Origin of the sequence: Isoptericola sp. AK164 (assembly GCF_029643425.1) — a bacterium.
Taxonomy (GTDB): Bacteria; Actinomycetota; Actinomycetes; order Actinomycetales; family Cellulomonadaceae; genus Isoptericola; species Isoptericola haloaureus.
Genome location: NZ_CP119106.1, coordinates 93,126 through 105,793, shown reverse-complemented (window position 1 = coordinate 105,793; position 12,668 = coordinate 93,126). Strand labels below are relative to the sequence as shown.

The window sequence follows — 12,668 nt, the reverse complement described above, 5'->3', positions numbered from 1 at the left end:
GGGAGGTTCAGGAGGGGACGGCGGTGCCGTGCGCGGCCGGGGTGGCGCCGTCGGGCACGACGGACCGCAGCGCGACGCGGCAACCGCCCCAGACGACGAACAGCAGGGGTGCGGTGGCGAACCCGAGCCCGATGGCGGGGCTGGTCACCACCACGCCGGCGAGCAGGCCGAGCACCGCCAGCGCGGTGACGCTGAGGTACCAGCGGCGCACCGCGAGGTAGAGGCTGGTGCGCAGCAGGTCGCGCAGCCGCACCCCGGGCAGCACCGGGATCGCGGCGAGCGCGACCAGGGCGGTGAGCACGGCCAGCACCAGCAGGGTGCCGAACACCGGGATCGCGGCGGCGCCGATCCGTGCGCCCCAGACGGCGACGACGTCCACGGCCAGGACGACGACGGCGGCGCTCGCCAGCGCGCCGATCGCCAGCGCCCGGCGCGCGTGCCGGCGGTAGGCCCGCCAGAAGGTCCGCACCGCGGCGGTCGAGCCGTCGGTGGAGAACGCCGTGAAGACCGCGAAGGCCGCGACCAGGGCCGGGGCCAGCAGCGGGGCGAGCAGCGCGAACGCCGGCCACGACACGGTCGGGTCGGTGGTCAGCAGCACCACGAGCAGCGGCAGCGTGGCCACCACGAGCAGGACGTTGGTGGCCAGCCCGATGTACACGGTGCCGAACACCGTCTCGTACATCTCCTGGCTGACGAGCCGACGGCGGCCCTGGTGTCGGGTGCTCGTGCTCATCCCTTGACCCCCGTGGTGGCGATCCCGCGGACGAAGAACTTCTGCCCGAGCAGGAAGATCACGGCGATCGGCAGCACCGAGATCACCGAGCCGGCCATGATGAGCGCGTGCTCGGCGTTGTACTGCCCGACGAACGTCTGCAGACCGAGCTGCAGCGTCCACAGCTCCGGGCTGCGCAGGTAGATCAGCGGCCCGAGGTAGTCGTTCCAGGTGTTGACGAAGGTCAGCAGCGTCAGGCTGGCGATCGCCGGCGTGGACAGCGGCAGGATGATGCGCCGCCAGATGCCGTACTCGCTCATGCCGTCGATCCGGGCCGCCTCGGACAGCGACTCCGGGATCGACTCGTAGTACTGCTTCATGAGGAACACGCCGAACGCGCTGAAGGTCTGCAGCGCCAGGATCGACCACAGGGTGTTCGACAGCCCGATGTTCGAGAGCATGACGAACTGCGGGATCATGTACGCCTGCCACGGCACCGCGATGGTCGCCACGTACAGCAGGAACAGCGCGTCGCGGCCGGGGAACCGCATCTTGGAGAACCCGTAGGCGGCGAAGCTGCCGGTCAGCACCTGCAGGAACGTCACGCTCACGGACAGGATCAGCGTGTTCTTGATCCAGGTGACCATGTCGGACTTCGCCCAGATGTCGATGTAGTTCTGCCACACCACGGGATCCGGGATCCACTGCAGCGGCACGGTGAAGACCTGGTTGTTCTCCTTCAGCGAGGAGATGACCATCCACACGAACGGCAGCAGGATGCCGGCGGCGGCCACGAGCAGCGCGGCGTAGCCGACGGCGCGGGACGCCTGGCGCTTCCACCGGGCGCGCACCTGGGCGGGCCGCAGCGGCGAGGTCGACGCGTCGACGGAGGTCGTCGGGGAGACGGTGGTCATCAGGCGTCCTTCCTGCGGTTCCAGAAGAACTGGAAGATCGTCACGGCGATGCAGATGAAGAACAGGGTCACGGCCACCGCGGAGGCGTACCCGAACTGGTTCTCCTCGAAGCCCTTGGAGTAGATGAACTGGCTCAGCACCAGCGTCGACTGGCCGGGTCCGCCGTCGGTCATGACGAGGATGAGGTCGAAGACCTTGAGGCTGTTGATCGTCAGGATCACGGTGACGAAGAACATCGTGGGGCGCAGGCACGGCAGCGTGACGTTCCAGAAACGGCCCCAGGCGCCGGCGCCGTCGACGCGGGCGGCCTCGTAGAGCTCGCCCGGCACGGTCTGCAGACCGGCGAGCAGCAGCAGCATGTAGTAGCCCATCTCGCGCCACACGCCGACGATGATCACGGCGGGCATCGAGGAGTCCGCCGACGTCGTCCACCCGGGCGGGTCGTCCACACCGAGGAACGTCAGGAACTGGTTGATCGGGCCGTACTCCGGGCTGAACAGCATGTTCCACACCACGGCGATGGCGACGATCGAGGTGATGTACGGGAAGAACGCCACCGTGCGGAAGAACGCCACGCCGCGCAGCTTGCGGTTGAGCAGCAGCGCCAGGCCCAGCGACGCCACCAGCGTGGCGGGGATGTGGACGGCGGAGTAGTAGATCGTGTTGAACAGCGCGGTGTGATAGCTGGTGTCGCCGATCATCCGCGTGTAGTTGTCCAGGCCGATGAACTCGGCGCCGCCGAACACGTTCCACTCCGTCAGCGACAGGTAGAACAGCGTGACGACGGGGATGAGGGTCAGCAGACCGAAGCCGAGGAAGTTCGGCAGGATGAAGCTCCACCCGATGAGGGTGTTGCGCAACTTGAGCCGACTGCCCGGCCGGCGCCGACGGGGGCCGGGCGGGGCCGCGGGGCTCGGGCCGGACGCCCCGCTGCTGCGGTCGTCGACGGCGATCGTCGCCATGGTGACTCCTGTGTCTGGGCGGTGTGGTGGCCCGGGGGCACCGCGGTCGTCGCGGTGCCCCCGGGAGCCTGTGGGTCAGCCTGTGCTCCATCGGCCGACCCTGCGGTTCCGCTTCCGGCGAGTGCCTCGTGCCTCGGCCCTCACCGTGCGCTGCACCTCCGGGTCAGCCTGTGCTCCATCGGCCGACCCTGCGGTTCCGCTTCCGGCGAGTGCCTCGTGCCTCGGCCCTCACCGTGCGCTGCACCTCCGGGTCAGCCGACCTCGGAGGCGGCGCGGTCCTCGGCGCCGGCGATCGCGTCGGCCACGGACGACGACTCGGACATGATCTCCGAGTGGGTGTCGCCCAGGATGTTCTGCAGGGCGGCGGTGTCCGGGTCGACCGGGTTCTCCGGGCGGGTGTCGTGCGTGGCGAACGCGAACTGCGACAGCTCGTCGCCCGGGACCCCGTCGAGGCCGAAGTAGGTGTCCACGACGCCGTCGCTCAGCAGGGCCGGGGTGATGCCGATCGCGGCGAGCGCGTCCGCGCCGCCCTCACCGGCGGCGAAGGCCAGGAACTCCTTCGCGGCGTCGACCTTGGCCTCGTCGATGGCCGGGTTGATGCCCAGACCGGTCGGGTCGCCGAACGTCACCGGGGTGGCGTCCATGCCGGTGGTCGAGGAGTCGACCTGCGGGATCGGGGCCATGCCCCAGTTGAACTCGTCGGCGTCGCCGGACTCCTGCTGCGCCAGCAGCGTGGCCACGTACCAGGAGCCCATCGGCATCATGGCGGCCTGCTGGGTGCCGAACTGCGCCTGGTAGGTGAGCTGGTTCGTGGTCACGGTGCCGAAGTCGACCTGGGCATCGCTGTCCTGCAGCTCGACGGCACGGTCGTAGAACGGCTCGAGGTAGCCGAAGTCGCCGCTGGTGAGCTCGGCGCCCTCGCTCTGGGCCAGGGCGAAGCCCTGCACCACGGACTGCCAGGAGTGCTGGTAGGCGCCGAGCGCGTCGCTGTCCCCGAGCCCCTCGGTGACGTCCTGCGCCGCGGTGACGTAGTCGTCCCAGGTCCACGAGCCGTCCGGGGCGTCCACGCCGGCCTCGTCGAACAGGTCCTGGTTGTAGTAGAGGAACCAGGAGTCCTGGCGGTAGGGCACCGCCCAGCTCGCGCCGTCGACCTCGTAGAAGTCGGCGCCGCCGGTAGCCGGGTCGAGCTCGGCGGTGACGTCGGAGACGTCGAGGAGCTGCGCGCCGTCGTAGTACGTCCAGAAGTTCTTGAGGTTCTTCAGCACGTACATGTCGGGGGCGCTGCCGGCCGCCAGGTCGGCGGTCATCTGGGTGTCGTACTCCGAGGCGTCATACTCCTGGAGCTCGACGGTCACGTTCGGGTTCTCCTCGTGGAACGCGTCCGCGAGGGTCTGGAACTCCGGCGTGGTCGACAGGCTCCACCCGGCCAGGGACAACGTGACGGCCTCGTCCTCGGCGGGCGCCGCGGTGTCGTCACCGCCGCCGCCACCGGCCTCGTCGGCGGTGCCGCCGCTGCACGCGGTCAGGGCCAGGACGACCGCGGCGGCCGCACCGGCCGCGGTGGGGATCGTGCGCTTCATCTGTGCTCTCTCCTTCGAGTGGACGGTCCCTCGTCAGACCGTCGTGACAGGTTTCGGATCGGTTCGGTGCTCAGACCAGCCGGGTCGTCGTGGTGACGCCGTCGGGCCATCGGACGACGGCGTCGGTGCCGTCGAGCGTGAGGGCGGCGGGGTCGTCCGCCGGGGGGTCGGGTCGGTCGGGGACGTCGCCGCGCAGGGTCACCAGCGCCGCGAGCCACCGTCCGGTCTCGACCGCGGTGTCCAGCGCCGGCACGCGCGCGGGGTCGCCCAGCGGGCTGGCGTCGGCACGTTCGGTGACGACCGGCTGCCAGTCGCCGAGGAGCGGGTCGACGCGGGATTCGAGCCCGTCGCCGGCGACCGTGGGCCAGCCGGAGACCCGCAGCGCGACCGGGGAGGCGCCGTCGGGCACCTCCTCGACGCGCACGCAGCGCACCTCCCAGGGGCCGCGGACCAGCGAGGCGGTCGTGATCGTGCCGGCCGGCGCCGTCGTGCCGTGGCGTCCGGAGCCGTGGTCGCGCTGCCCGGGGGCGACGTCGAGCCAGTGCGCGGCGGCGCGGGAGGCGGCGACCGCGACCGGGGTACCGCCGTCGGCGGCGAGGTCCGGTGCGCGGAGGGTCTCGAACCCGGCGCGGTGGCTGGCCCGTCCCGCGGCGTCCAGCAGGGTCACGGACTGTTCGGCCGGGGAGGCCCAGCTCGCCTCGTCGAGCCACGGGCTGGTGGCCGTCGAGTAGCCGAGCCGCGCGTACAACGGCGAGTCGCCGACGTCGGCGCCGGGCAGGGCGTGGTCGGTGCCGTGGTTGACGACCCGCACGATCCCGTCGGCGCGGGTGCCCGAGACGATCCAGCCGGGGGCGGCGACGGTGCGCAGCACGTCGCCGGACTCGACGGGCAGCGGCTCGGCGGGGGCCGTCCAGGCGGGGTGGTCGGCGGGCAGCGCGAGGCCGAGCATCCCCTTGCTCGCCCAGTACGGCGAGCCGGGACCGGAGTAGGCCTGGGCGATCCGGGGCCAGGCGTGGTGCCAGCCCAGCGTGAGCAGCCCGTCGTCGTCGGGGGCGCCGTGGTCGGCGAAGTGGCCGACGACGGCGGAGGCGGCACGGCGCAGCCGGCCCGGCGCGTGCGAGGGGACCTCGGCGATCGCACCGACCCAGAACGGCGCGGCGGCGGCGAAGCGGTAGGCGAGCGACCGGCCCTGGACCAGCGGGGAGCCGTCCCCGCCGACCAGCGCCAGGGCGTCGGTGAGGAACCGGTCGAGCCGGGCGACGTCGTCCGCGCGTCGCGCGGCGGCCAGATCGGCGGCACCGGCCATCCGCGCCCAGAGCGTCGGGTACAGGTGCAGGGCCCAGCCGTTGTAGTGGTCGAAGGACCGCTCCGCGCCGTCGGCGAGCCAGCCGTCGCGACGGGCGAAGGTGTCGTGGGTGGCGAGGTCCTCGCGCATCTCGGCCACGGAGTGCGGCCCGCCGACGCCGCGCAGGAACGTCTGCACCACGAGGCGGAACCAGACCCAGTTGATGCGGGGATAGGTGTCGTCGCCGACGGCCTCGGCGAGGTAGTCGACGACCTGCTCCTGCACCCGGGCGTCGAGCCGGTCCCAGATCCAGGGGCGCGTCATGTCGAGCACCAGCGCGATGGAGGCGGCCTCGACCTTGGCCTGGGCGTGCTCGGACAAGCGCTGCCAGCGCTCCGGGTGGTGCGGGTCGGTGCCGGCGTCCAGGCCCGTGGCGAACCGGTCGGCGTAGCCGTGGGGGTCCGCGCCTCGCTCCCCCGCGAGGCGGAAGCCGCCGAGCAGGAAGGTGCGGGCGAAGCCCTCGAGGCCGTCGATCGCCCGGCCGTAGCCGCCCTCGGCACCGGGCAGGGTGACCAGCGAGCCACCGGGAGAGGTGAACGGGACGACGGCCGCGAGCATCCGGTCCGCGTGGGCGGCCCACCGGTCCCGGTCCCAGGCGTCCGCGGCGGCGGACCCTGCGGCGAGCGTCGTCGACTCGAGCATCTCGTCCTTCTTCGTCGATGGACTGGTCGCCGAAGCGATCAGATGTGGTCATCCCTGACCGAACACGTTCGAAGTAAATCGGGCACGTTCTCGCCATGTCAACCGTGTTGCTGTACCGTGATGATCGTTTCCGATCGTTTGGCTGCTGAACTGATCTCAACGAGGAGAGATGGCTACCGCAGAACGCTTCACCGGGCCCCTGGCCGCCGCCGTCGGCGCCGAGGAGGCCCACCACACCGCGCTCCGGGAGCTGCTGCGCCCACCCGGGACCGCGCTCCCGCTCGCCCCGGCCACCGACCGCGGCGTGTGGGAACCCGGCACAGGTGCCCTGCACCGCGCGTCCGCCGCGGCCGTCGTCGACCGCGCCCGCTCCGACCTCGGCACCCCCTGGCCGCAGCCGCTGGCCAGCACCGCCGTCCGGGTGCACCGCGACGGCGACCGCGACACCCACGAACAGCTCGTCTTCACCCGTCAGCGCCGGCTGTCGCGGGCCGTGGTCGCCGCCGCCGTGACCGGCGACGACGCCTGGACCGACGAGGTCGCCGACGGGCTGTGGATGCTGTGCGAGCAGAGCTCGTGGTGCTGGCCCGCCCACGACGACACCCGGGCCGTCCACGGCGCCGTGCTGCCCACCGTCACCGACCCGTTCCTCGACCTCGGGGCCGGTGAGGTCGTCGGCCAGCTCGCCTGGACCGACCACCTGCTCGGCGCGGCCCTCGACGCCCGCTACCCCGGCCTGCGCACCCGCCTGCGCCACGAGGCCCGCACCCGCGTGATCGAGCCGTTCCTGCGCCGTCGCGACTGGCACTGGCTCGGCCTGGACGGGCACGTGCACAACTGGAACCCGTGGATCCACGGCAACGTGCTCCTCGCCGCCCTGCGCCTCCTCGACGACCCCGACGACGCCGCCGACCGCGCCGTCGTCGTCGACCTGTGCCTGCAGGGCATCGACCGGTACGTCGCCTCCCTACCCGCCGACGGCGCCATCGACGAGGGCTACGGCTACTGGTGGAACGGCGCGTGCCGCACGCTGGAGGCGCTCGACGTGCTCCGGCACGCCACCGGCGGCGCGCTCGACGCCCTCGACCCCGCCGTCGTGCCGCCCGCCCTGCGCGAGACCGTCGCGTTCCCGCACCGCATGCAGCTCGGCGGGTCCTGGTACCTGTCCGTCGCGGACTCCCAGGCGCGGCCCACCGACGTCCACCCCTGGCACGCGCTGCACCGCGCCGCCCGCGCCGTCGGGGACGCCGACGCCGCCGCCTACGCCGCGGCCCAGGTGGGTCCCCGCGACCCTGTGGCCGACCCCGGGGCCGGACTCGGGCGGCTGCTGCGCGGCCTGACCGACACCGCCTGGCACGACGCCGTCGCCGCCGGGGCGGACCCGCCCCTGCCCCGCCGCACGTGGTGGGGGTCCACCCAGGTGCTGCTCGTCCGCGAGCGCCCCGGCACCCCCGACGGGCTGGCGCTCGCCGCCAAGGGCGGCCACAACGGCGAGGCGCACAACCACAACGACGTCGGCTCCGTCGTCGTCGCGTCCGACGGCGTCCCGGTCGTGGTGGACGCCGGCCGCCCCACGTACACCGCGCAGACGTTCGGGCCCGACCGCTACGACATCTGGACGATGCAGTCCTCCTGGCACGGCGTGCCCGAGGTGGCGGGTACCGCCCAGGGTGTCGGCCCCGCGTTCGCGGCCTGCGACGTCGCGGTCCTGACCGACGACGGCGTCGAGGGGCTCTCCCTCGACCTCGCCGGCGCCTATCCCGTGGCGGGGCTCGCGTCCTGGCGGCGCAGCACCCGCCTGGAGCGGTCCGACGGCGCCGCGCGGGTCGTGGTGGCCGACGCCTGGGACCTCGCCCCGGACGCGGGCCACGGACCGACGACCGTGCGGTTCCTGCTCGCCGGGGACGTCACGCTCACCCCGGGACGCGCCGTCGTCCGACCGCTCGAGGACGCGACGCCCGTGGAGCTGACCTGGCCCGCCGAGGTGCCCGCCGCGCTCGTGGACCGGCCGCTGGACGACCCCCTGCTCCGCGACGTCTGGGGCGACCGGCTCACCCGGCTCGACCTCGACGTCACCGACCGACACGACCTGCGCACGGTCGTGGCCCTGACGCCCCGGGAGGGCTCGTGACCCAGGACACCGCACGGGCCCCGCTGCCCGCCGAGCGCGACGCCCACCTGCTCGGGGTGCTCGAGCGCGACGGCGTCGTGCGCGTCGCCGACCTCACCGCCGAGCTCGGGGTCACCGCCGTCACGGTGCGCCGCGACATCGCGCGCCTGGAGCGCGAGGGCCGGCTGGCCCGGGTGCACGGCGGCGCCGTCGCCGTCCGGACGGAGCGGACGGCGGACCGCCGCGAGGACACCCCCGCCGAGACCCCGGACGCCGACCCGCGGACCACCGGTTCCATCGGCGTGCTGGTGCCGTCCCTGGACTACTACTGGCCCGAGGTCGTGCGCGGCATGGAGGCCGAGGCCCGGCGGCACGGACTGCGGATCGTGCTGCGCGGGTCCTCCTACGACACGACGGACGAACGCCCGGCGCTGCGACGTCTGGTCGAGTCCGAGGAGGTCCGGGGCCTCGTCTGCGCGCCGCGGATGGACGGCCGCACCGCCCCCGACGTCGTCGAGTGGCTGGCCGCCTCCGGGGTGCCGCACGTGCTCGTCGAGCGCGAGGCCGCGCGCGGCCCGCACCGGGCGGCGCTCGAGTCCGTCGTCTCCGACCACGCGCTCGGGGCGCTCATGGCCGTGCACCACCTGGCCGACCTCGGGCACCGGCGCGTCGGGCTGGTGCTGTCCCGCGAGTCGCCGACGTCGCGCAAGATCGCCGCCGGGTGGCGGGCCGCCTGCCACGAGCTGGGGCTGACGAGCGCGGAGCACTTCGAGCGGCTCGCCCCGGACCGCAAGCGCCCCGAGTTCGCCGGCGTGGTGGACGACGTCGTCAGCACGGCGCTCGGCTCCGGCACCACGGGACTGCTGGTGCACTCGGACCCCGAGGCCTCCGCCATCGCGCAGCGCGCCATGGACCGCGGGCTGTCCGTCCCCGGCGACCTGTCGGTCGTCGCCTACGACGACGAGGTGGCGAGCCTGTTCAGCCCCGCCATGACCGCGGTGCACCCCCCGCGGGACGCCGTCGGGCACGCCGCCGTGGACCTGCTGGTCAAGCGGCTCGCCGACCCGTCCCGGCCCGTGCACCGCGAGGCGATCAGCCCGCGGCTCATGGTGCGGGAGTCCACCGGCCCGGTGCCGCGGTAGCCGCTCGTCCACGACACCCCCGCAGGAGAAAGCGAGCAATGCGGCGATATCGTGCGACAAAAAGAAATCCGCACCATGTCTCACGGTGTGAGAATTCCACAGCACAGATCGCCGTCGACGACCGATTTCTCCGCCTCGACCCTGGCCGATCAGCACGGTTTCTCGCGGCATCCGCCCTGTTCCAAGTGCCCTGATACCGCAGGGATGGGCATTCCGCCACCGGTAGAGCGGCGTCGGAGTAAAGCGCTAATCCGAAACGTCGTAGCAACAATTCGTGCGAGCAATCGAAACGTTACGACCTTAGTTTCTCCGGCGGGCGGCACTCTCGACACCACCAGCCGCTCGGTCGGCGGGGCCGCTCCGTGAGCCGACCGGGCAGGAGAACCCATGAACCAGCAGTCCCGTCGGCGGCACCGCGTCCGCCGGAAGGCCTCGGGCGTCGCGGTCACGACAGCGACGCTCGCCGCGTTCTGTCTCGCCCCCGCCTCCGCCTACAACCCCGTCCCCGTCGTCACCGGGGACGCCTGGAACGTCCACGACGCCGCCAGCCCCGGCGTCGACACCGGCAGCGTGATGGACACCGAGAGCCGGGCCCTGATGGGCTACGGCGGCCTGCGGATCCAGGTCGAGGGGGGCACCTCGCCGCTCGGCGGGATCCTCCTGCGCGGCTTCGAGCTCACCTACGACGAGCAGGACACCTTCTCCACCACGCAGGGCGTCGACGTCGACGGCGTCGTCGTGCAGCGCGAGCTGCGCGTCGACCAGGCCGCGAGCTACGGCCGGTTCCTCGACTCCTTCACCAACACCACCGACGTCCCGGTGACCGTCGAGACCGCCTTCGGCGGCCAGCTCGGGTACGACACCGGTACCAACCAGAGCGCCATCGCCGGCACCTCCGACGGCGACACCACCATCTCCGACGCGGACGGGTGGGCCAGCTGGTACACCCCCAGCGACGGTCCGGGGTCGGCGAGTCGGAACGGCCCCTCGGCCACCGCGTTCGGCAGCCCCGGCTTCGAACCCGCCCTGGAGCGCATGGGCAACTTCCTCCGCGACCCGTTCACCAACGACCTGCCGACCGAGGGCGACGAGGCGAACCACCCGGCCTTCGTGAACAGCCTGACGATCGACCCGGGCGAGACCGTCTCGCTGGCGCACTTCGTGGTCACGGGCCTCTCCGAGACGTCCGCCGTCGTGGACGGCGCCGCGGTGCCCGAGCCCGGCTCCCAGGTCGACCTGGTGGAGGCGAAGGCCGCCGCGCTGAGCACGGACCCCGACCTCGCAGGACTCACCCCCGCCGAGGTCTGCTCCCTGGCGAACTTCGACCTCGTGGCGCTCGGCGTCACCGACTGCTCGACGCCCTCGGGCGAGGTCCAGGGCGGGATCGACCAGGTCGCCGCCCCGGTGACCCTGACGACCAGCACCTCGTACGACGTCGTGGGCAAGACGATCACGGACCTGATCAGCGACATGGAGTCCGGCGAGACCACGGCCGCGGAGATCACCCAGGCCTACCTCGACCGCATCGCGGCCTACGACCGCGGCCCCTTCGGGCTGCACTCGGTCATCGCCGTCGCGCCGACCGCCATCGAGCAGGCGGAGGAGGCCGACGCCGCCCGGGCGGACGGCTCGGAGCTGCCGCTGCTCGGCGTGCCGATCCTGGTCAAGGACATCATCGACACCAAGGACATGCCCACCACGGGCGGTTCCCTGGTCTTCGACGGCTACCAGCCGACCGAGGACGCCTGGCAGGTGAAGAAGCTGCGCGAGGCCGGCGCCATCATCCTCGGCAAGGCGAACCTCGCGGAGTTCGCGAACGACGGTCACTACAGCCCGAGCGCCTACGGCCAGGTGTGGAACGCCTACGACCCGTCGCGCAGCCCGATCGGGTCCAGCGGCGGCACCTCCGTCGCGGTCGCCTCGAGCTTCGCGGCCGCCGGCTTCGGCACCCAGACCGGTGACTCGCTGTGGGGCCCCGCCGGCGCGGCGAGCCTGTTCTCGCTGCGGGGCACCGACGGCATGCAGAGCAGCGCGGGCACCATGCCGCTGACGATCATCCAGGACTACGTCGGCTTCATCAGCCAGTCCACCGAGGACCTCGCGCTCCTGCTGGAGGCCACCGCGGTGGACAACCCGGACGACGTGCTCGACGACGTCGCCAACGGCCACCGCCCGGACGACTGGACCGAGTACTTCTCGCCCGACGTGCTCGACGGCAAGGTCATCGGCGTCCCCGAGGGCGCGTTCGACGACCCGTTCGGCACGACCGTGGTCAGCGACGCGCTGCGCGCCCAGTTCTCCGTGTTCGAGGACCTCGGCGCGACCGTGATCGAGATCCCGGAGGGTCCGGACGCCGGCCCGCGGGAGTTCGGCGGGGACACCAACTACGAGGGCTGGGCGCAGTGGATCGAGGCGCACCCGGACAACCCCTACACCTCGCCCGAGGAGATCACCCGCAGCCCGCTGCGGATCCCGACCCGCATCAACACCTCGGAGTACACCGGGGCGGGCCGCATGACCGACGAGGACCAGCGGGCGTTCGAGCAGTGGCGCGCCGACTGGCGGGCCGACCTCGGTGACTGGATGGACGACCACGGGGTCGACGCCGTGCTCTACGCGGCCGAGCTCAGCGACATCCACCTGAACGACTCGATCATCCCGAGCTTCGGGCGGATCAACCCGGAGTCGTCGTACGCCGGGGTGCCCACGGCGATCTTCCCGGCCGGCGTCAACGCCCACGGCAACCCGATCGGGTTCCAGCTCCAGGGCAAGGAGTTCCAGGACGCCGAGCTGCTGGGCATGGCGTACGCCTTCGACCAGGCCACGGACGGTCGGGTGCTGCCGGAGATCACGCCGGCGCTCGCGCACGACGCCGACGCTCCGGCCCAGGTCGTCGAGCCCCTGCCCGCTCTGCCGCAGGCGGTGGCCGAGCGTCCGGCCTTCGTGCTGGACACCACGGCGACGGTCGCCACCAAGGCGAAGGGCCGGGCACCGGCCAAGGTCACCTTCGCCGTGGACTGCACGGGTGCCGGTGCCTGCTCCGGCCGGCTGGAGGCCGCGTACGACGGCGAGACGTTCGGTGCGCGCAGCCTGCGGGTGACGGACTCCGGCACGTCGGTGTCCTTCTCCCTGCCGGACGCCGCCGCTGCTGCCTGGACCGCCGGCGAGACGGTGACGTTCGACGTCACGCTGTCCGGCAAGAAGGCGACCGTCGCGCCGACGGACGCCGTGGAGGTGGTCGCCGCTCCGTGACCGGTGGCA

The 12,668-nt window shown here is 72.7% G+C and carries 8 protein-coding genes; 3 read left to right on the top strand and 5 right to left on the bottom strand.

The annotated features are described in order from the left end of the window. Nucleotides 1-7 precede the first annotated feature (7 nt). The 5 genes from PO879_RS00480 to PO879_RS00460 form a co-directional block, all read right to left on the bottom strand. Nucleotides 8-733, bottom strand: coding sequence for a DUF624 domain-containing protein (locus tag PO879_RS00480; RefSeq protein WP_278235987.1), 726 nt, complete (start codon nt 731-733; stop codon nt 8-10). Further along, nucleotides 730-1,626, bottom strand: a complete 897-nt coding sequence (locus tag PO879_RS00475) for a carbohydrate ABC transporter permease (RefSeq protein WP_278235986.1) — start codon at nt 1,624-1,626, stop codon at nt 730-732. Before PO879_RS00475 ends, PO879_RS00480 begins: the two co-directional genes overlap by 4 nt. Continuing rightward, entirely contained in the window at nt 1,626-2,588 is a 963-nt protein-coding gene (locus PO879_RS00470; RefSeq protein ID WP_278235985.1) for a sugar ABC transporter permease, read from the bottom strand. Before PO879_RS00470 ends, PO879_RS00475 begins: the two co-directional genes overlap by 1 nt. Nucleotides 2,589-2,839: 251 nt before the next feature. After that, nucleotides 2,840-4,168 carry an extracellular solute-binding protein gene (locus PO879_RS00465; protein WP_278235984.1) on the bottom strand — a complete coding sequence of 443 codons (1,329 nt, stop codon included), beginning with the start codon at nt 4,166-4,168 and terminating at the stop codon, nt 2,840-2,842. A gap of 70 nt (nt 4,169-4,238) precedes the next feature. Then, the gene (locus tag PO879_RS00460; protein ID WP_278235983.1) at nt 4,239-6,155 is read right to left on the bottom strand and encodes a DUF2264 domain-containing protein; all 1,917 of its coding nucleotides are present in this window, start codon (nt 6,153-6,155) and stop codon (nt 4,239-4,241) included. Nucleotides 6,156-6,324: 169 nt separating this feature from the next. Here PO879_RS00460 and PO879_RS00455 point away from each other — a divergent pair, with 169 nt between their 5' ends. The 3 genes from PO879_RS00455 to PO879_RS00445 all read left to right on the top strand — a co-directional run bounded on the left by PO879_RS00455 (nt 6,325) and on the right by PO879_RS00445 (nt 12,659). Beyond that, nucleotides 6,325-8,286 (top strand): heparinase II/III family protein, encoded by a 1,962-nt coding sequence (locus PO879_RS00455; RefSeq protein WP_278235982.1) that lies wholly within the window; start codon nt 6,325-6,327, stop codon nt 8,284-8,286. After that, nucleotides 8,283-9,407 (top strand): substrate-binding domain-containing protein, encoded by a 1,125-nt coding sequence (locus PO879_RS00450; RefSeq protein ID WP_278235981.1) that lies wholly within the window; start codon nt 8,283-8,285, stop codon nt 9,405-9,407. Before PO879_RS00455 ends, PO879_RS00450 begins: the two co-directional genes overlap by 4 nt. Before the next feature lie 387 nt (nt 9,408-9,794). Next, nucleotides 9,795-12,659 (top strand): amidase, encoded by a 2,865-nt coding sequence (locus tag PO879_RS00445; RefSeq protein ID WP_278235980.1) that lies wholly within the window; start codon nt 9,795-9,797, stop codon nt 12,657-12,659. The last annotated feature ends 9 nt before the right edge of the window (nt 12,660-12,668 follow it).